The following is an 18,903-nucleotide window of genomic DNA, read 5'->3' as shown; positions in this document are numbered from 1 at the left end:
GGTCGGCTCAGGCCGACAGGGTGGCGCGCCCCTTGGCGCGGCGGCTCGAGAGGATGGCACGGCCGGCACGGGTGCGCATGCGCAGCCGGAAGCCGTGGGTCTTCGCGCGCCGGCGGTTGTTCGGCTGGTAGGTGCGCTTGCTCACGTCAGGCTCTCCGTTTTCGTACGCGCCCCGGGCGACGGGATCGCCGGGGTCGTGGGGTGGTCCAGGCCACCTCGACGATGGCCACCGTTCGGTGCTGCCCTGCGGATCGGGACCGGCGGTGCGGGGAAACGACCACGGGCAGCAAGCACCCATCACCCTAGCAGAGGGCGAGAGAGCAGCCGCTCCAGCCTACGCAGGGGTGCAATGACCGTCAAACACCCACAGCGGGGGGAGATCGGGACGCGCCCGAGACCGAAGGGGCGGTTTTCGCTGATGCCGACAAGGTCGCTGCCGCGTCGCCGGTTGATGGGGCAGGGACAACGCTGTTACCGTGCCCGATTGCGGTGAGCGTCGGATGCTCCGGTCGTCGCGCGCAGGCAAGACCGGACACGCTGGTGAATCGTTCGGCACGGTGAACCCGCTTCAGCGGCCGTCCAGGCAGGGGCTGGTCCCGCGCCCGGCGGGCGGCCACAATCGGTCGGTGCACAGGCTGTGGATAACCTGTGGACGAGCGCTGGTCAGTTGTCCGGGTGGGTGATGTTCCACCCGTGTACGCGGCGGGCCCGGAACGGCCGGCTGGCAGACAGCGGCGGCCGGGAGCAGAGGCGAGGGGGTGGCACGACGGTGGCCGGTACGACCGACCTTGCCGCGGTGTGGTTGGCGGCGACCGACGAGCTCGCCGACGAGATCATCTCCGCCCAGCAACGCGCCTACCTCCGACTGACCCGGCTACGGGCGATCGTCGAGGACACCGCGCTGCTCTCCGTACCGGACGCCTTCACCCGGGACGTGATCGAGTCGCGGCTCCGCCCGGCGATCACCGAGGCGCTGACCCGCCGGCTCGGCCGGCCGATCCAGGTCGCCGTGACCGTGCGGGTGGCCGAGGACGCCGCCGGCCGCCCGGCCGGCACCGTCTACCGCAGCACGCCCGAGCCCGGGCCGCTGGACGTCGCGGACCCGTCGTCGGGTCCGCTCGGGGACGAGTACCCCGGACGGGGCGTGGCCGACGACGCCATCCCCGAGCAACACCTCGCGTCGCGCATGCCCGATACCGCCGTACCGCCGGCGCCGGCGGGTCCACCGCCCGCGTCGGCCGTCGACACGCACCGGTCCGGCTTGATTCCGGCCAGCCGGGACGGGCAGGAGGCACTGTTCAGCACTGCCTTCGTCGAGCCGACGCGGGCGCCTCGACCGGCGCACGAGCGGCGCGGGTACGACGAGCAGGCGGCCCGACTCGATGCGCCCGGCCCCGACACCCGGCCCTACGAGCCCCGCTACCGCGAGGACGCCACGTCGCCCCGGGACCAGCACGTGATCCGTTCACTGCCCCGGGACGGGGGGACGGACAGCGGCCCGGGTCGCAGCGGGATGGATCACCGCCCCGGCGGGCGTGACGAGCGCCGACTGCCCGGCGCCGACACCGGCGGCAACCGGTTGAACCCGAAGTACATGTTCGAGACGTTCGTCATCGGCTCGTCCAACCGGTTCGCCCACGCGGCGAGCGTGGCGGTGGCCGAGTCGCCGGCGAAGGCGTACAACCCGCTGTTCATCTACGGGCACTCCGGGTTGGGCAAGACGCACCTGCTGCACGCCATCGGGCACTACGCCACGACGCTCGGCAACGCCCGCTCGGTCCGGTACGTCTCGACCGAGGAGTTCACCAACGACTTCATCAACTCGCTCCGGGACGACAAGACCAGCGCGTTCCAGCGGCGCTACCGCGACGTCGACATCCTGTTGATCGACGACATCCAGTTCCTGGAGAACCGCGAGCGTACGCAGGAGGAGTTCTTCCACACCTTCAACACCCTGCACAACGCCAACAAGCAGATCGTCATCACCTCCGACCGGTCGCCGCGTCAGCTCGCCACCCTCGAGGACCGGATGCGAACCCGGTTCGAGTGGGGACTGCTGGCCGACATCCAGCCACCGGATTTGGAGACCCGGATCGCGATCCTGCAGAAGAAGGCGGCGCAGGAGCGGATGTACGCCCCGCCGGACGTGCTGGAGTTCATCGCCTCCCGGGTGTCGAACTCGATCCGGGAACTGGAGGGCGCGCTGATCCGGGTGACGGCGTTCGCCAGCCTGACCCGGTCGACTGTCGAGCTGTCCCTGGCCGAGGAGGTGCTCCGGGACTTCATGCCCGACGGCGCCGGGCCGGAGATCAACGCCGACCAGATCATGGCCTCGACCGCCGACTACTTCGGGGTGAGCCTGGAGGACCTGCGCGGCCAGTCCCGCTCGCGCGTGCTGGTCAACGCCCGCCAGGTGGCCATGTACCTGTGCCGGGAGCTGACCGAGCTGTCGTTGCCGAGGATCGGGCAGGCCTTCGGCGGCCGGGACCACACCACCGTGATGCACGCGGACCGCAAGATCCGCCAGCAGATGGCCGAACGGCGTTCGCTCTACAACCAGATCGCCGAGCTGACGAACCGGATCAAGCAGAACACCTGAGGGGTACGCCGCGACGCGACCCCGGGACACGCCCGGCCGGAGATCCGGCCGGGCGTCTTTTTCTGCTCTCCGGCGGGCTGACTCCACTCTGCGGGCACCCGAATTCGTCGCCGGGTGAGGGCTTCGGCTTGACCCTCGACATGGTGTAGGCCACAGGATCGGTGCCGTGTCCACCTCGATGCTCACTCGTTGTCCACAACTCGTTATCCACCGTCGGTGGATAACTACGGTCCGTCCGCCGCCGGTTACCCACAGGCTGTGGAGAAACCCTGTGTACGACGCTGTGGACGGCTGGGGACAACGAGAGAGTTATCCACCGATGATCGTCGGCCTGTGTACGAGCTGTTGAAGGTTCTGGGGACAACAGCAATGGTGATCTTCTCGGCCGTCCACAGGCTTGGGGAGAAAGTCGGTGGATTACCGGTGGACAACCGGTGGACAACGGTGGACAACCGGCCCACGTCGGCGGGCTGTGGATACACAAGGCGGTTTCACACCCGGTTCTCCACAGGCAACCCACCGGGGGATAACCGCTCTGAGCTGCGGGGATTTGAGTTCTCCACAGTTTGCACAGGTGCGATGAAGACTATGGGTTATCTCTTCTAAGAGAACAAAAACCAATCATCACCGTTGGGCTTTCTGTGGATCGTGCCGAACGCTGCCGGACAGGCCGGTCAGCATCGACACGATCCATGGGGTCGGGCGCACAGCCGATGTCCCCGCGCCCTAAGGTGCGATGGACACCCGCACGGTTGGGCGGGACGGTAGGCAGCGGTCGGCATGAGAGAGTTGTCGCTGACGTCGACGCGGAGGCATTGATGAAGTTCCGAGTGGAGCGCGACGCGCTCGCCGAGGCCGTGGCGTGGACCGCGAAGAGCCTGCCGAACCGGCCGTCCGTACCGGTGCTCGCCGGGGTGATGCTCCGCGTCACCGACGGCAACCTGCGGGTCTCCGGTTTCGACTACGAGGTCTCCAGCCAGGTGACCGTCGAGGTGCAGGGTGACGCCGACGGCGCCGCGCTGGTCTCCGGCCGCCTGCTCGCCGAGATCACCAAGGCGTTGCCGGCCAAGCCGGTCGACATCGCCGCGGTCGGCGCCCACCTCGAGCTGGTCTGCGGCAGTGCCCGGTTCACCCTGCCCACCATGCCGGTGGAGGACTACCCCGCCCTGCCCGAGATGCCGCAGAGCGCCGGCACGGTCGACGCCGCGTCCTTCGCCACCGCGGTCGCCCAGGTGGCCATCGCCGCCGGCCGGGACGAGACGCTGCCGATGATGACCGGCGTCCGGGTCGAGCTCTCCGGCAACACGCTGTCGATGCTCGCCACCGACCGGTACCGGTTGGCGCTGCGCGAGATCCAGTGGCGGCCCGACGACCCCGACGTGAGCATCAACGCCCTGGTTCCGGCCCGCACCCTGAACGACACCGCCAAGGCCCTCGGGCCGCTGGGCGGCGAGGTCACCCTCGCCCTCGCCCAGGGCGCGGCGGGCGAGGGCATGGTCGGCCTCGCGGGCGGCACCCGTCGTACCACCAGCCGGCTGCTCGACGGCGCCAACTACCCGCCGGTGCGTTCGCTCTTCCCGGCCACCCACAACGCCGAGGCCCGGGTTCCGGTCAGCACGCTGATCGAGGTGGTCAAGCGGGTCGCCCTGGTGGCCGAGCGCACCACCCCGGTGCTGCTCAGCTTCAGCGCCGACGGGCTGGTGGTCGAGGCTGGCGGCTCCGAGGAGGCGCGGGCGAGCGAGGCGATGGAGGCCACCTTCACCGGTGACGCGCTGACCATCGGCTTCAACCCGCAGTACCTCATCGACGGCCTGGCAAACCTGGGTTCGCAGACCGCCGTACTCTCGTTCGTCGACGCTTTCAAGCCGGCGGTGATCTCACCCGCCGGCGAGGATGGTGAGGTCATTCCGGGGTATCGGTACCTCATCATGCCGATCCGCGTTTCTCGCTGATCGGCCCAGCAACACCAGATCCACGGAGGTAGGAACAAATGCAGCTCGGCCTGGTAGGACTCGGCCGGATGGGCGGCAACATGCGCGAGCGGTTGCGGGCTGCCGGCCACGAAGTGGTCGGATTCGATCACAACCCGCAGCTGAGCGACGCGGCGGACCTCGCCGAGCTGGCGCAAAAGCTCGAATCACCGCGCGCAGTGTGGATCATGGTGCCGGCCGGCGTCACCGACGCCACGATCGACGAACTCGCCGACGTGCTCGGCGAGGGCGACATCATCATCGACGGCGGGAACTCCCGCTTCAGCGACGACGCTCCCCGCGCCGAGCGGCTCAATGCGCGCGGCATCGGCTACGTGGACGTCGGCGTCTCCGGGGGCGTCTGGGGCCGGCAGAACGGCTACGGGCTGATGGTCGGCGGCGCCCAGGAGCACGTCGACCGGCTCATGCCGCTTTTCCAGGCTCTCAAGCCGGAGGGCGAGTTCGGGTTCGTCCACGCGGGCCCCGTCGGCGCCGGGCACTACTCGAAGATGGTGCACAACGGCATCGAGTACGGCCTCATGCACGCCTACGCCGAGGGCTACGAGCTGATGTCGGCCTCCGAGTTGGTGACCAACGTGCCGGGCGTCATCAAGTCCTGGCGCGAGGGCACCGTCGTCCGCTCCTGGCTGCTCGACCTGCTGGACCGGGCTCTCGACGAGGACCCGGAGCTGGCCGACCTGAGCGGCTACACCGAGGACACCGGCGAGGGGCGCTGGACGGTCGACGAAGCGGTCCGGCTCGCCGTACCGCTGAACGTCATCACCGCCTCGCTGTTCGCCCGGTTCGCCTCCCGACAGGACGACTCACCCGCCATGAAGGCCGTCTCCGCGCTGCGTCAGCAGTTCGGCGGCCACGCTGTCCACAAGCGCTGAGCGGCATCCACACCCTGTGTACGTTCACCGGCTGGAACTGGTCGACTTCCGCTCGTACGAGCGGGTTGCCGTCGACCTCCAGCCGGGGGCGAACGTTCTGATCGGCGCCAACGGCGTCGGCAAGACCAACCTCGTCGAGGCGCTGGGTTACGTGGCGACCCTGGACTCGCACCGGGTCGCCACGGACGCGCCGCTGGTTCGGATGGGCGCCTCGTCGGCGGTGATCCGTTGCGCGGTCGTGCACGACGGGCGGGAACTCCTCGTCGAGTTGGAGATCGTGCCGGGTCGGGCCAACCGCGCCCGCCTGGGCCGGTCACCCGCCCGGCGGGCCCGCGACGTGCTCGGCGCGCTGCGGTTGGTGCTGTTCGCTCCGGAGGACCTGGAACTGGTACGCGGTGACCCGGCCGAACGTCGCCGCTACCTCGACGACCTCCTGGTCAACCGCCAACCCCGCTACGCGGGCGTACGCGCCGACTACGAACGGGTGGTCAAGCAGCGCAACGCCCTGCTGCGCACCGCGTACCTCGCCCGCAAGACCGGCGGCTCCCGTGGTGGTGATCTCGGCACCCTCGCCGTCTGGGACACCCACCTGGCCCAGCACGGCGCGGAACTGCTCGCCGGGCGGCTGGAGCTGGTTGCCGCGCTCACCCCGCACGTCGCGAAGGCGTACGACGCGGTGGCCGCGGGCCGGGGCGCGGCCGGCATCGCCTACCGGCCGTCGGTCGAACTGGCCGAGCCGACCACCGACCGGGCCACGCTTGTCGAGGCACTGACGACCGCGCTCGCCGCTTCCCGTTCCGCCGAGATCGAGCGGGGCACGACCCTCGTCGGCCCGCACCGCGACGAGCTGGCCCTGTCGCTCGGGCCGCTGCCCGCCAAGGGGTACGCGAGCCACGGCGAATCCTGGTCCTTCGCGCTCGCGCTGCGCCTCGCCGGGTACGACCTGCTGCGCGCTGACGGCATCGAGCCCGTTCTGGTGCTCGACGACGTCTTCGCCGAGCTGGACACCGGGCGTCGGGAACGGCTGGCGGAACTCGTCGGCGGAGCGAGTCAACTGCTCGTCACGTGTGCCGTGGACGACGACGTCCCGGCCGCCCTGCGGGGCACCCGCTACCAGGTCGGCGAGGGGACGGTACGCCGTGTCGGATGAGCCAGGCGGGCGGCGCTCAGGTGCCAACACGACCGGTAGCGGCCGGCAGGCCGGTGACGCCGCGGGCGCGCGTACTCCACAGGCCGGGGCGACCGGCGACCAGCCGGAGGCTCCCAGCGGCCCGGAGCTGGCCCGGGCCGTGCTCGATGCCGCGCTGTCCCGCCGGCAGGCGGCGGCGCGCACCCGGCGTGCCCCCGGCGCGGGCACGGACGGCGCCGGCGGCTCCGGACGGCGGCTGCGTGGCTACTCCGGCCCCGGCCCCGACCCGCGCGACCCGCAGCCCCTGGGCGCGGTACTGAACCGGCTGGTGAAGGCGCGGGGCTGGCAGCAGCCCGCGGCGGAGGCGACCGTGTTCGGCGCGTGGGAGCGGGTGGTCGGCGCGGAGGTCGCCCAGCACAGCCGGCCGGTCAAGCTGGAGGATGGCGAGCTGACCGTGGAGGCGCGCTCGACGGCCTGGGCGACCCAGCTACGGCTGCTCGCCGGCTCGCTGCTCAAGCAGATCGCCCAGGAGGTCGGCCACAACGTGGTGCGCAAGCTGCACATCCACGGCCCGGCCGCGCCGTCGTGGCAGAAGGGCCCACGCCGGGTACGCGGCCGCGGGCCGCGCGACACGTACGGCTGAGCCGGCCCCTCAGCGCCGCCGGTCGGCCTCCCGGGCCGCCCGCCTGCGCTCGCGCTGCTCCTGCGAGTAGCGCTTGCGCTCGGCCAGGTCGCGTTTCCAGGCCTCACGGGCGGCGGTCGAACCGCCCTGCACCGCGCCCTGGACGCCGTCGGCCGGCCCGGCGAGATGCCGGAGGAAGGCCCAGCGCAGGAGTCGGCCGCCCTCGCCCGGTGCTCTCGTGGTCGCGCCGTCCTCGCTCATCTGCCGTCCCTCCGCGTGCCGTGACGCCTACCGTTGCCGCACCAACTATTGGTGTACCAACGATCGGTACGATAGTTGCCGTGCACGAGGAGAGCAACCGATGAGCGGCCAACCGGAGGGCGCCGACCCGCTGGCGCTGGAGCAGCAGGTCTGCTTCGCCCTGTCGGTCGCGGCGCGCAGCGTGGTGGCCGTCTACCGACCGCTGCTGGAACCGATGGGGCTGACCCACCCGCAGTACCTGGTGATGTTGGCGCTCTGGCAGCACGCCCCGCTGTCCGGCCGCGACCTCAGCCGCCTGTTGCAGCTCGACCCGGGCACCCTGTCACCCCTGCTGAAGCGACTCGAAGCGGCCGGCTACCTGCGCCGGGAACGCGACGCGGCCGACGAGCGCAGCCTCGCCGTCACACTCACCGCCAGCGGCGCTGCTCTGCGCGCCCGGGCCGAGCAGATCCCGGCCGCGATCGTGCAACGCCTCGGACTGCCCGTCGAGGACCTGCAACACCTGCACGTCGTGCTCACACAGGTGATCGCGGCCGCCAACCGCCCCGCCCCGAGCGGCCCGCAGGCTCAGGCGGACGGCCCGGGGGCTCAGGCGGACGGCCCGGGGGCTCAGGCGTCGGCGTAGACGGCGAACCCGCGCTCGGCACAGCGTCGATAGAACGCCGCCAGCACGCCCAGCTCGGCACAGGTGAAGTTCCACTGCGGCGGATCACCACTCTCGTCGCGCAAGGCGTCGAGGCGGGTGTCCAGCCAGCGCAACTGCTGCTCCGCCAGCCGGCCGTCGCCCAGCAGTGTCCGCAGCACGGTGCTCACCGAGTCGAACGTGACCGTCTCGCCGTACTCCCGGTGGCCGGCCACGAACCGCTCGACGCCGCCGGCGATCCAGGCACAGCCGTCCGGGTCGATCACCGGGTCCTCGTCCTCGGCCGCGGCGTCTGTGGCATACAACACACCTTCGAGGCCGAGCAGGAGATCCACCAGCTCGGTGTACGCGGTCGCGCGGACGGTGCCGGTCTTCGCGATCAGCTCGGCCAGCGCCGCCGTCGGCGCCGAGATCCGCGGCAGATCGACGATCTCGCCGAAGTCGACGAACTCGGCCGGCGCCACCGGATCGTAGAAGCGGCCGGTCCGCGGCCAGTGCACCGCGACGTTGTCCAGCCCCATCTGTCACCTCTTAGAGAGCACGTGTCGGGTCGATCGGGTCGATCGTCCCGGTTCCGACCGGTAAAGATCAAGGCCGCTTCCGGGGCGCCGCAAACGTACGGCACGGACGATCCGACCGCGACCCCCGACCCGCCCGAGCGCGGGTCAACCCGTCCGGGGGCGGCGCGTCCGAACAGGGCCTGGCGTGTGGGGGGAGTCGCGGGTAACGGGGTTCTGCCGGCTACGGACATCTCAGCCGCCTCGTTGAGGGTGCCGAGTGGTGGTTCTGTCCCCCGCGCACAGTAGGATTGACAGCGAGACGAAGACCCGGTGCGGGGCGAGGGACGGGGCCGGTGGCCCCAGGTCATTCTCCACTCCGGGTCGAGCCGATCGCGATCCGCGGGCGACCGCGGCGACCGGCGCGTTCGACCCGCTGTCCGGAGGTCTCCGGCGCCGGTCCGCGCGCCGACGTCGCGTCCTGTCCCGCCGAACCCGCGCCCGACGCGCCCCACCGGCGCCGACGGCGCGAGAAAGTGGCCGAGGGTGGCAGCGCAGGACAAGCAGGAGTACGGCGCAGAGTCGATCACCGTTCTCGAGGGGCTGGAGGCGGTTCGCAAGCGGCCCGGTATGTACATCGGGTCCACCGGCGAGCGCGGTCTGCACCACCTCGTCTGGGAGGTCGTCGACAACGCGGTCGACGAGGCGATGGCCGGCTACTGCGACACCATCGACGTGGTGCTGCTCGCCGACGGTGGGGTCCAGGTCACCGACAACGGCCGTGGTTTCCCGGTCGACCTCCACCCGAAGCTCAAGAAGCCGGGCGTCGAGGTCGCACTGACCGTGCTGCACGCGGGTGGCAAGTTCGACGGCAAGGCGTACGCGGTCTCCGGCGGCCTGCACGGCGTCGGCGTCTCCGTGGTGAACGCGCTGTCGACCAAGATGGCAGTGGTGATCCACAAGTCCGGCTTCGTCTGGCGGCAGCAGTACACCCACTCCAAGCCATCCACGCTGGAGAAGGGCGAGACCACCGACCGCACCGGCTCTGCGGTCTCCTTCTGGCCCGACCCGGACGTCTTCGAGACGATCGACTTCGACTTCCAGACCATCTACCGACGCCTGCAGGAGATGGCCTTCCTCAACCGGGGCATCACCATCCACCTGCTCGACGAGCGGGTCCCGGAGGACGAGGACGGCAAGACCCGCGAGGTCACCTTCCGCTACGACGGCGGTATCGCCGACTTCGTCCGACACCTCAACGCCTCCAAGAACCCGATGCACAAGACGGTGGTCGAGTTCGAGGCCGAGGAAGAGGGCATGTCCCTCGAGATCGCCATGCAGTGGAACGAGTCGTACGGCGAGTCGGTCTACACCTTCGCCAACAACATCAACACGCACGAGGGCGGCACCCACGAGGAGGGCTTCCGGTCCGCGCTGACCAGCGTGGTCAACCGGTACGGCACCGACAAGAAGCTGCTCAAGGGCGACGAGAAGCTCTCCGGCGAGGACATCCGAGAGGGCTTGGCCGCGATCATCTCGGTCAAACTGACCAACCCGCAGTTCGAGGGCCAGACCAAGACCAAGCTGGGCAACACCCCGGTAAAGAGCTTCGTGCAGCGGGTCTGCAACGACCGGCTGGTCGACTGGTTCGACCGCAACCCGGCCGAGGCCAAGACGATCATCCAGAAGGCGTCCCAGGCGGCCCGCGCCCGCATCGCCGCTCAGCAGGCACGCAAGCTGGCCCGACGCAAGTCGCTGCTGGAGTCCGGCTCGATGCCCGGCAAGCTGGCCGACTGCCAGTCCACCGACCCGCGCGAGTCCGAGGTCTTCATCGTCGAGGGTGACTCGGCCGGTGGCTCGGCCAAGCAGGGTCGCGACCCGCGCACGCAGGCGATCCTGCCGATCCGCGGCAAGATCCTCAACGTGGAGAAGGCCCGGATCGACCGGGTCCTCAAGAACAACGAGGTCCAGGCGCTGATCACCGCGCTGGGCACCGGCATCCACGACGACTTCGACATGGAGAAGCTGCGGTACCACAAGGTGGTGCTGATGGCCGACGCCGACGTCGACGGCCAGCACATCCAGACCCTGCTGCTCACCCTGCTGTTCCGCTTCATGCGTCCGCTGGTCGAGTTGGGGCACGTCTACCTGGCCGCCCCGCCGCTCTACAAGATCAAGTGGAACAAGAAGGGCGACGACGCGCAGTACGCCTACTCCGACCGTGAGCGGGACGGGCTGATCGCGCTGCGCCAGCAGAAGAAGCCGAACGCCAAGCCGGACGACATCCAGCGGTTCAAGGGCCTCGGCGAGATGAACTATCCCGAGCTGTGGGAGACCACGATGAACCCGGCGACCCGCACCCTGCGTCAGGTCACGCTCGACGACGCTGCAACCGCAGACGAGTTGTTCAGCGTCCTGATGGGTGAGGACGTCGAAGCCCGCCGGTCGTTCATCCAGCGCAACGCCAAGGATGTGCGGTTCCTGGACATCTGACGGACGTCGGCGGGCCGGCCGGGCAGGACCCGGCCGGCCCGCCGGTCCACAGAGTTATCCACAGCTTGGCCGCTATCCACAGACGTTATCCACAGCACGAAAACGACTCTGAGTCTGATAAGGGTATACAGTGACCGATTCTCCCGAGTCCACACCGAACGAGCCCGAGGTCCCCGCCGAGGCCACCGCCGCGGTGGTCGCGCACGATCGGATCGAGCCGGTCGGGCTCGAGGTGGAGATGCAGCGCTCCTACCTCGACTACGCGATGAGCGTCATCGTCGGGCGCGCGCTGCCGGACGTCCGGGACGGCCTCAAGCCGGTCCACCGCAAGATCCTCTACGCCATGTTCGACTCCGGCTACCGGCCGGACCGCGGCTACGTGAAGTGCTCCCGCGTCGTCGGCGACGTGATGGGCCAGTTCCACCCGCACGGCGACTCGGCGATCTACGACGCGCTGGTCCGGATGGCGCAGCCCTGGTCGCTGCGCTACCCGCTGGTCGACGGCAACGGCAACTTCGGCTCGCCGGGTAACGATCCGGCTGCGGCGATGCGATACTGCGTATCCGGAAATGTCAGGATTCGTACCGCCGAGGGCAGCGTGCGGATCGCAGACGTGGTCGCGGACGCCGCGCCGTCCAGCGAGACCGACATCGACCTCAAGGTCCGCGACCGCAACGGCGACCTGGTCCGCGCCTCGAAGTTCTTCCACTCCGGCGAGCACCCGACGCTGCGGCTGCGCACCCGCGAGGGGTACGAGCTGACCGGCACCCACAACCACCCGGTGCTCTGCCTGGTGGACGTGGCCGGCGTGCCGACCCTGCTGTGGAAGCTGCTCGCCGAGATCTCCCCCGGCGACCGGGTGGTCCTCCAGCGTTCGGTGCCGGACGAGATCGGCTACTCGATGCTGGAGCACGTCGAGGCCGCCGTCCTCGCCGGCGCTTTCGTCAGCGAGGGCTGGGTCTCCCCGAACCGGGCCGGGTTCAACAACGTCGACCGGGAGTTCTTCGTCCGCGTCCTCGCGGCCTACGACCTCGCCGTTGGCGGCCCTCGCTACGTCAGCGAGCGGGTCATCGCCTCCGGAAGCACCCTCCACGAACTCGACGTGCAGGACCTCGCCGCGTTGCGGACGAGCCTCCTCGGCGACATGGTGGGCGCGCGCAGCGCCGCGAAGTTCGTTCCCGAGTTCGTCTGGCAGGGCCCCGCCGCGATCAAGCGGGCGTTCCTCCAGGCGCTGTTCGAGGGCGACGGTTCGTCGTCGCTGCTGCCGAGCAACACCATGCAGATCTCGTACTCGACCCGCAGCGAGCGCCTGGCGGCCGAGGTCCAGCAGTTGCTGCTGGAGTTCGGCGTGATCAGCCGGCAGACCCGCTACGACGACGGCGAGATCAAGGTCGTGGTGACCAACCGCCGCGACGCACGGATCTTCGCCGCGCACGTCGGCTTCCTCGGCCGCAAGCAGGCCAAGCTGGAGGCCGAGCTGGCCCAGGTGCCGGCGAGCAGCACGGCGCTCTCCAGCGACCACGTGCCGCTGGTCGCCGACTTCATCCGCTCGCACGGCGCGACGCGCTGGACCGAGCAGGACTGGCTGCGTCGGCACAACGTGGACCGGGTCGAGCGGTGGGAGCGGGACCGCGACGAGATCGCGGCCCGGATCACCAACTCCGAGGTGCTCGACGTGGTCGAGCCGTTGGTCGACGGACGGTTCTACTACGCCGAGGTGGCGCAGATCACGGACGCCGGCGTGCAGCCGGTCTACAGCGTCCGGGTCGACACCGACGACCACTCGTTCGTCTCCGACGGGTTCGTCAGCCACAACACCGAGTGCAAGCTCGACCCGCTGGCCATGGAGATGCTGCGGGACATCGACGAGGACACCGTCGACCTGCAGGACAACTACGACGGCCGGGCCAAGGAGCCCACGATCCTGCCGTCGCGGATTCCCAACCTGCTGGTGAACGGTTCCGAGGGCATCGCGGTCGGCATGGCCACCAAGATCCCGCCGCACAACCTGCGGGAGATCGGCGCGGCGGTGCAGTGGTGCCTGGAGCACCCGGAGGAGGACGAGGAGACCACCCTCGAAGCCCTGATCGGCATCGTCAAGGGCCCGGACTTCCCCACCTACGGCCTGATCGTCGGCACCACCGCGATCCAGGACGCGTACCGCACCGGTCGCGGCTCGATCCGGATGCGGGCCGTGGTGGAGGTCGAGGAGGACAAGCGGGGCCGTCCCTGCCTGGTCGTCAGCGAGCTGCCCTACCAGGTCAACCCGGACAACCTCGCCGAGCGGATCGCCGAGCTGATCAAGGAGGGCAAGCTCGCCGGTATCGCCGACATCCGCGACGAGTCCTCCGGGCGTACCGGTATGCGGATCGTGTTGGTGCTCAAGCGCGACGCGGTCGCCAAGGTCGTGCTGAACAACCTCTACAAGCACACCCAGCTCCAGGAGACCTTCGGCGCCAACATGCTGGCCCTGGTCGACGGGGTGCCGCGCACGCTCAACCTGGCCCAGTTCATCCGCTACTACGTCGAGCACCAGATCGACGTGATCCGTCGGCGGACCGCGTACCGGCTGCGCAAGGCCGAGGAGCGGGCACACATCCTGCGCGGCCTGGGCAAGGCGCTGGACGCGCTGGACGAGGTGATCGCCCTGATCCGGCGCTCTCCGACGGTGGACGACGCCCGGCAGGGCCTGATCCGGTTGCTGGAGATCGACGAGATCCAGGCGACCGCGATCCTGGACATGCAGCTGCGCCGGCTCGCGGCCCTGGAGCGGCAGCGGATCATCGACGACCTGGCGAAGCTCGAGATCGAGATTGCCGACCTCAAGGACATCCTCGCCAAGCCCGAGCGGCAGCGGAAGATCGTCTCAGAGGAGCTGGGCGAGATCGTCGCCAAGTGGGGCGACGACCGCCGGACGCAGATCATCCCGTTCGACGGCGAGGTCTCGATGGAGGACCTCATCGCCCGCGAGGACGTGGTCGTCACGATCACCCGCACCGGGTACGCCAAGCGGACCAAGGTCGACCTGTACCGGTCGCAGCGGCGCGGCGGTAAGGGCGTCAGCGGCGCCACGCTGCGGCAGGACGACATTGTCAGCCACTTCTTCGTATGCTCGACCCACGACTGGATCTTGTTCTTCACGAACAAGGGCCGGGTGTACCGGGCCAAGGCGTACGAGTTGCCGGAAGCCAGTAGGGTAGCCAAGGGCCAACACGTGGCCAATCTGCTCGCCTTCCAACCGGACGAGCAGATCGCGCAGATCATCGAAATCCCGGACTACCAGGTAGCCCTCTATCTGGTACTGGCCACGAAGAACGGCCTGGTGAAGAAGACGCGGCTCGAGGAGTTCGACTCCAACCGTTCCGGCGGCATCATCGCGATCAACCTGCGCGATGAGGACGAGCTGGTCGGTGCTGCTCTGGTGGCACCGGAGAACGACCTGCTGCTGGTCTCGAAGAAGGCGCAGGCGATCCGGTTCAACGCCTCGGACGAGGCGCTGCGCCCGATGGGCCGTGCCACCTCGGGCGTGATCGGCATGCGCTTCACGGACGACGATGTCCTGCTCGCCATGGAGGTCGTTCGGGAGGGTCTGGACGTCCTGGTGGCCACGAACGGCGGATACGCGAAACGTACCCCGATCGAGGAATACCCGGTGCAGGGCCGGGGAGGTAAGGGCGTGCTGACTGCGAAGATCACCGAACGGCGCGGTGGTCTGGTCGGTGCGGTGGTGATCGACCCGGACGACGAGTTGTTCGCGATCACCAGCAACGGTGGTGTCATCCGGACTCCGGTGAAGCCTGTACGCCGTACGCGTGACCGGAACACAATGGGGGTCAAGCTGATGGACCTCCCGGACGGCGTAACTATCGTGGCGATTGCTCGCAATGCCGACGAGCCTGACGAACAGGACTAGTTGAATGACGGAGACACAGGCGAAGTCGGGGAACACGGGGACCTCGGCCAACCCGGTCGACGAGGAGGCCGCCAAGGGCGGCACACCAGCGACCGGCCGCGCAGCCGTGGGCCGGGCCACGGTTCCCGCCGACGCGCCTGCCCCGAAATTCACCCGGGCTCCCGGCATGACACCCCCGCCGGAGCAGCCCGGCGAGGACTCGGGATCGGGTGAGGCCAAGACCGAGAAGTCCGCCGGCGAGGCACCGACGTCGACCGGGGCGGTCCCCACGGCGGCCGCCCCGAACCCGGCGCGTCCGACGACAACGCAGCCGATCAGTACCCGACCCGGTCAGGCGACATCGACCGGGGCCACGGGCACGCAGCCCCGGATCACGCCCGGCATGACCCCGCCCCCGCCGGATCCCGGGCGTACGGGTGCCGGTGGTCGCCCCGCGAGCGGCGGGGGTCTGCCGCCGGGGATCGGCAACTCGTCCGCCGTCGGGGCCGCGCGCGTCGGCGAGGCGGTACGCGCCGCGCGTACCTCGGTCAGCTCGGCGGCGTCCCGTGGGCCGCGCCGGGCCCGGCTGAACCTCAAGCGGATCGACCCCTGGTCCGTGATGAAGTTCGCGTTCGCGGTCTCGGTGGTGCTGTTCATCGTCGTGGTGGTCGCCACGTCGGTGCTCTACCTGGCGCTGGACGCGATGGGCGTGTTCCAGAGCGTGAACGACAGCCTCAGCGACCTGGTCAACGCGGGCGGTGGGCAGAGCACCAGCGGGTTCCAGATCACCGCCAAGGGCGTGATTCTCAGCTCGGCGCTGATCGGCCTGGTCAACGTGGTGTTGTTCACCGCGCTGGCCACGCTGGGAGCGTTCGTCTACAACGTCTGCGCCGACCTGGTCGGCGGGATCGAGTTGACGCTCGCCGAGCGGGACTGAGTGTGACCGGGGCGCCGGAGCACCGCGTAATGCGGTCGCTCCGGCGTCCCGTACTCGGGTAGTTTTTGCAGGCGGCGACGGCCTGGCTCGCGCGATCGGACCCCGATTTGGGGCCGGCGCAGCGGATGGGTTAATCTTGCTCGTCGCTACGCGGGGCTATAGCTCAGTCGGTTAGAGCGCAGAGCTGATAACTCTGAGGTCGATGGTTCGATTCCATCTAGCCCCACCGCACATCGTCCGACGGTAGTCGAGCGCAAGGGGTTGCCCCATGTTCAAGAAGCTGCTGATCCTGGCCGGCGTCGTCGGCGTGGCTGCCGTCGTCTTCAACAAGGTCAAGGCCGCCAACGACGAGCGTGCCCTGTGGCACGAGGCGACCACCGCGCCCGACCTGCGCTGACGTCTGGCCGGCGGTGAGCCGGTCGCCGTCGCCTTTCACGGGGCCCTAGCTCAACTGGCAGAGCACTGCCTTTGCAAGGCAGGGGTTAGGGGTTCGAGTCCCCTGGGCTCCACCACCACCTTCCCGGTTCGATCTCGGTCCGAGTGCTGCCATCCGTACAAGGTGAGCTGATCGCGGCTTCTATGCGCAGCCCGATCCCGGTGGCGACGAGGAAGCCCGCCAGGACGTGCGGCTCGGCCGACCCGATGACGCTCGACAGCGTCATGACGAAGACCAGCAGTCCGGCGAGCGAAGCCGGGTTGCCGATGACGCGAACGGTAGAGGCGTGCCTCGCAGCGGGGTTCACCGGCGGACCGTACCGGTAGCTCGCCGCCAGCGCTGTCCTGATCTGTACTCGCCAGCGCGGGGGAACGATCGCGGGGTGGTCGGGGCGATCGACTGCCGCGCCGCTTCGCGGCTTGCCACCTGTAGTACGGGTTCGGCGAGTCGATGACCGCCGGGACCCGGAGCGGTCGATCGGTCGCGGTGGGCGCGGCCGTGGTGCTACGAGACGTCGAAGAGGCGTAGGCCGTCGTACTCGGCGAAGTCGGCGTAGTCCTTGCCGTTGAAGGTCGCTAGTGGCAGTCGGTCGACCAGGCAGCAGGCCGCGATCCAGGAGTCATTCGTCGGCCGAGGCCGCCCCCGGTGCTGTGCCCGCGCCTGGAGCTGGCCCCAGGTCGTCGCCACCGCCTCGTCGAAGGGCAGCACCACCACGCCGGATCGCCACTGCGCGAGGTCAGCCAGCTTGCGCGGCCCCCAACTCCGCAGCACGGTCCATTTGGTCAACTCACCAAGCGTGACGAACGTGACGCACAACGTCTTACCGGCCAGCCGGGCACGAAGTCGATCGTGCAGACGACCACGCAGGATCGCCGACGCGACGTCGGTGTCCAGAACGACCAGGCTCACGCGGCGCTGGCCCGCCGAGAGGCGTACAGGTCGGCGAGAAAGTCGTCCAATTCTTCGTCGGACTCGAACAGGCCCGGCCGGGCCAGGTCGTCGACAGAGGCGACCGGCTGCACACCCTGCCGGCGGGCCAACTCCTGCACCGGCACATGCTCAGCGGTCGGCCACTCGGGCATCCGCTCGGCGCTGCTCGACATCACGACCCACCTCCTGCACCACATACCGCCGTCCATTGTCGCACGGTCAGCACCGGCACCACCGTCAATCAGCCGCACGGAGAGCCGACGACACGGCAAGCCGCCCCCGGCCAGAGTGGCCGGGGGCGGTAAGCCGTACGCCGCCGGACAACCGCGCGGCCGTGTCAGCCGCGTGTCGGTAACCCGTGACCGAAGAGGTCGACGGCGGTCATGATCGGGCAACCCGACACCGCCGCCGACCAGGCGATCCGGGCAGATCACGCCAGCCGGAAACGATCTTCCAAACTGGTGGTGCCGTGGGGTAAGCGCAACTAGAGAGCCTGCAGGTCATCGATGGTCAGCTTGGTTGCGCCAGCCTCTACCCAGACCGTTACCTGCAAGGTCATGTCGCTTCTGCCCTCCTCGCGAGACCAGAGGTCGACGTCGACCTTCCAGGCATCGTGGTCAGCAAGGGAGTAGGCGTCGACGTGGTGCCATGCCTCGGGCGGCAGTGGAATGAACGTTGCCGGATACTCGCGCGCCCAGACGCCCAGGTCGTGGTCCGATCGCGAGTAGTCCCGCGCTAGGCCGTCGAAATCACCGGCGGCAATCCGTTCGACCACCTGCTCGATGATCGGTCGGAACCGGGCTGGAAGATCCGCAGCAGTCACCGGTCGAGTATGAGAAGCGGGAACGACGGCTGTACAGCCATCCGTACAGCCAAGCCGGCGGACGGACACAGGTGGCCGGCGGCGCTAGCCGGCACGACGAGCAGGTCAGCGGCAGTAGCCGACGCCAGCCGACAAGAGTTTTGATCCTTGCAAGGCAGGGGTTAGGGGTTCGAGTCCCCTGGGCTCCACCAGCACCCTTCCACGGCTCGATCTCGCGCCCCGAGTACGGCGCAACAGCCACGGCGTCCGTCGTCCGGGTCGTAAGTCCACCGGAGGGTGGGACCCCGGCCTGCCGCGTCGCTCAGCCGGCGAGACTGTGGGCGAGGAAGCAATTCCTCCGTCCGATCAGCCGCCGAAGGTATGGACGCAGAATCACCACCCCGATCAGGGACCCGGCCAGGCCGGCAGGGGCGGTGAAGTCGACGACATCACGCATCACCGTCGTAGCCGGATCGTCCGGATCAGAGGTGAGGACGTGTTCGTGACGCCAGCGACGAAACGGTCCGCTGACCTGCTCGTCGACGAATCGGTGCGGTGACTCGTACTCGGTGATCTGCACGGTCATCCGCCACCGGACGCCGAAGTGTCGTGCCTGCCAGGTGACCGTCTGCCCGGGGCCGAGGCGTCCATTGGTGATTCCGGCAACGGCCCGCTCGCCGCTGGCACCCATGGAGAGGGTGTGCGCGTCGACGTCGAGGCATGCCGCGAACACGGAGGCCGGACTGGCGGGGACCACCGTGACCAGATCGAAGCGGGGCACGGCAGGAGCCTAATCCGC

Annotated in this window: 18 protein-coding genes and 2 tRNA genes; 12 read left to right on the top strand and 8 right to left on the bottom strand. The window is 69.3% G+C overall.

Translation table 11 applies throughout. The features are described from left to right. Window positions 1-7: 7 nt before the first annotated feature. Complete coding sequence (gene rpmH, locus ABZU91_RS21260; RefSeq protein WP_355242966.1) at window positions 8-145, bottom strand: 50S ribosomal protein L34; 138 nt, start codon at window positions 143-145, stop codon at window positions 8-10. Between the two features lie 624 nt (window positions 146-769). On the opposite strand from rpmH, the gene dnaA reads away from it, so the two are divergent. The 5 genes from dnaA (at window position 770) to ABZU91_RS21235 (ending at window position 7,234) form a co-directional block, all read left to right on the top strand. Further along, entirely contained in the window at window positions 770-2,599 is a 1,830-nt protein-coding gene (gene dnaA / locus ABZU91_RS21255; RefSeq protein ID WP_355242963.1) for a chromosomal replication initiator protein DnaA, read from the top strand. 818 nt (window positions 2,600-3,417) lie between these two features. After that, on the top strand, window positions 3,418-4,551 hold the full coding sequence (gene dnaN / locus ABZU91_RS21250) for a DNA polymerase III subunit beta (protein WP_355242960.1): 1,134 nt from the start codon (window positions 3,418-3,420) through the stop codon (window positions 4,549-4,551). 38 nt (window positions 4,552-4,589) lie between these two features. After that, the gene (gene gnd, locus ABZU91_RS21245) at window positions 4,590-5,462 is read left to right on the top strand and encodes a phosphogluconate dehydrogenase (NAD(+)-dependent, decarboxylating) (RefSeq protein ID WP_355242956.1); all 873 of its coding nucleotides are present in this window, start codon (window positions 4,590-4,592) and stop codon (window positions 5,460-5,462) included. Between the two features lie 16 nt (window positions 5,463-5,478). Further along, complete coding sequence (gene recF / locus ABZU91_RS21240) at window positions 5,479-6,612, top strand: DNA replication/repair protein RecF (protein WP_355242953.1); 1,134 nt, start codon at window positions 5,479-5,481, stop codon at window positions 6,610-6,612. Beyond that, window positions 6,602-7,234, top strand: coding sequence for a DciA family protein (locus ABZU91_RS21235; protein WP_355242950.1), 633 nt, complete (start codon window positions 6,602-6,604; stop codon window positions 7,232-7,234). The genes recF and ABZU91_RS21235 overlap by 11 nt, the downstream gene beginning before the upstream one ends. A 9-nt stretch (window positions 7,235-7,243) precedes the next feature. Here ABZU91_RS21235 and ABZU91_RS21230 read toward each other — a convergent pair whose 3' ends face one another. Continuing rightward, window positions 7,244-7,474: a hypothetical protein gene (locus tag ABZU91_RS21230; RefSeq protein ID WP_355242948.1), complete on the bottom strand. Its 231-nt coding sequence runs from the start codon at window positions 7,472-7,474 to the stop codon at window positions 7,244-7,246. A 100-nt stretch (window positions 7,475-7,574) separates the two neighbouring features. Here ABZU91_RS21230 and ABZU91_RS21225 point away from each other — a divergent pair, with 100 nt between their 5' ends. Continuing rightward, entirely contained in the window at window positions 7,575-8,099 is a 525-nt protein-coding gene (locus tag ABZU91_RS21225; RefSeq protein WP_355242945.1) for a MarR family transcriptional regulator, read from the top strand. Here ABZU91_RS21225 and ABZU91_RS21220 read toward each other — a convergent pair. After that, window positions 8,084-8,638 carry a hypothetical protein gene (locus tag ABZU91_RS21220; RefSeq protein ID WP_355242942.1) on the bottom strand — a complete coding sequence of 185 codons (555 nt, stop codon included), beginning with the start codon at window positions 8,636-8,638 and terminating at the stop codon, window positions 8,084-8,086. The two genes, ABZU91_RS21225 and ABZU91_RS21220, sit on opposite strands and share 16 nt — an antisense overlap. 522 nt (window positions 8,639-9,160) lie before the next feature. Here ABZU91_RS21220 and gyrB point away from each other — a divergent pair. The 6 genes from gyrB to ABZU91_RS21190 all read left to right on the top strand — a co-directional run bounded on the left by gyrB (window position 9,161) and on the right by ABZU91_RS21190 (window position 16,448). After that, window positions 9,161-11,107, top strand: a complete 1,947-nt coding sequence (gene gyrB, locus ABZU91_RS21215; protein WP_355242939.1) for a DNA topoisomerase (ATP-hydrolyzing) subunit B — start codon at window positions 9,161-9,163, stop codon at window positions 11,105-11,107. Window positions 11,108-11,237: 130 nt separating this feature from the next. Further along, window positions 11,238-15,020: an intein-containing DNA gyrase subunit A gene (gene gyrA / locus ABZU91_RS21210; protein ID WP_355242936.1), complete on the top strand. Its 3,783-nt coding sequence runs from the start codon at window positions 11,238-11,240 to the stop codon at window positions 15,018-15,020. 4 nt (window positions 15,021-15,024) lie between these two features. Beyond that, window positions 15,025-15,936, top strand: a complete 912-nt coding sequence (locus tag ABZU91_RS21205) for a DUF3566 domain-containing protein (protein WP_355242933.1) — start codon at window positions 15,025-15,027, stop codon at window positions 15,934-15,936. A gap of 152 nt (window positions 15,937-16,088) precedes the next feature. Further along, window positions 16,089-16,162: transfer RNA gene (locus ABZU91_RS21200), tRNA-Ile, on the top strand. Window positions 16,163-16,204: 42 nt separating this feature from the next. Beyond that, window positions 16,205-16,333, top strand: coding sequence for a DLW-39 family protein (locus tag ABZU91_RS21195; protein ID WP_007453934.1), 129 nt, complete (start codon window positions 16,205-16,207; stop codon window positions 16,331-16,333). 39 nt (window positions 16,334-16,372) lie between these two features. Beyond that, a tRNA-Ala gene (locus ABZU91_RS21190) sits at window positions 16,373-16,448 on the top strand. On the opposite strand, the gene ABZU91_RS21185 is transcribed toward ABZU91_RS21190, so the two are convergent. The 5 genes from ABZU91_RS21185 to ABZU91_RS21165 form a co-directional block, all read right to left on the bottom strand. Continuing rightward, a complete protein-coding gene (locus ABZU91_RS21185) occupies window positions 16,419-16,679 on the bottom strand; it encodes a hypothetical protein (protein ID WP_355242930.1) in 261 nt (86 codons plus the stop codon). The genes ABZU91_RS21190 and ABZU91_RS21185 overlap by 30 nt on opposite strands. A gap of 197 nt (window positions 16,680-16,876) precedes the next feature. Beyond that, complete coding sequence (locus ABZU91_RS21180; protein WP_355242927.1) at window positions 16,877-17,281, bottom strand: type II toxin-antitoxin system VapC family toxin; 405 nt, start codon at window positions 17,279-17,281, stop codon at window positions 16,877-16,879. Continuing rightward, the gene (locus tag ABZU91_RS21175; RefSeq protein WP_355242925.1) at window positions 17,278-17,475 is read right to left on the bottom strand and encodes a hypothetical protein; all 198 of its coding nucleotides are present in this window, start codon (window positions 17,473-17,475) and stop codon (window positions 17,278-17,280) included. Before ABZU91_RS21175 ends, ABZU91_RS21180 begins: the two co-directional genes overlap by 4 nt. Before the next feature lie 311 nt (window positions 17,476-17,786). After that, complete coding sequence (locus tag ABZU91_RS21170) at window positions 17,787-18,125, bottom strand: hypothetical protein (RefSeq protein WP_355242922.1); 339 nt, start codon at window positions 18,123-18,125, stop codon at window positions 17,787-17,789. A 301-nt stretch (window positions 18,126-18,426) separates the two neighbouring features. Continuing rightward, entirely contained in the window at window positions 18,427-18,885 is a 459-nt protein-coding gene (locus ABZU91_RS21165; protein WP_355242919.1) for an SRPBCC family protein, read from the bottom strand. Window positions 18,886-18,903 lie beyond the last annotated feature (18 nt).

It is taken from the genome of Micromonospora sp. NPDC005174, assembly GCF_040608495.1.
Classification (GTDB): Bacteria; Actinomycetota; Actinomycetes; order Mycobacteriales; family Micromonosporaceae; genus Micromonospora.
Note: the sequence above shows the minus strand (reverse complement) of the source record. Positions and strands in the feature narration are given on the sequence as shown.

What these genes read in the sequence shown, in the direction of transcription:
- ABZU91_RS21195 (WP_007453934.1), top strand. Translation starts at nt 16,205, where the DNA reads ATGTTCAAGAAGCTGCTGATCCTGGCCGGCGTCGTCGGCGTGGCTGCC.
- gnd (WP_355242956.1), top strand. Translation starts at nt 4,590, where the DNA reads ATGCAGCTCGGCCTGGTAGGACTCGGCCGGATGGGCGGCAACATGCGC.
- ABZU91_RS21225 (WP_355242945.1), top strand. Translation starts at nt 7,575, where the DNA reads ATGAGCGGCCAACCGGAGGGCGCCGACCCGCTGGCGCTGGAGCAGCAG.
- ABZU91_RS21230 (WP_355242948.1), bottom strand. Translation starts at nt 7,474, where the DNA reads ATGAGCGAGGACGGCGCGACCACGAGAGCACCGGGCGAGGGCGGCCGA.
- dnaN (WP_355242960.1), top strand. Translation starts at nt 3,418, where the DNA reads ATGAAGTTCCGAGTGGAGCGCGACGCGCTCGCCGAGGCCGTGGCGTGG.
- ABZU91_RS21175 (WP_355242925.1), bottom strand. Translation starts at nt 17,475, where the DNA reads ATGTCGAGCAGCGCCGAGCGGATGCCCGAGTGGCCGACCGCTGAGCAT.
- ABZU91_RS21205 (WP_355242933.1), top strand. Translation starts at nt 15,025, where the DNA reads ATGACGGAGACACAGGCGAAGTCGGGGAACACGGGGACCTCGGCCAAC.
- ABZU91_RS21220 (WP_355242942.1), bottom strand. Translation starts at nt 8,638, where the DNA reads ATGGGGCTGGACAACGTCGCGGTGCACTGGCCGCGGACCGGCCGCTTC.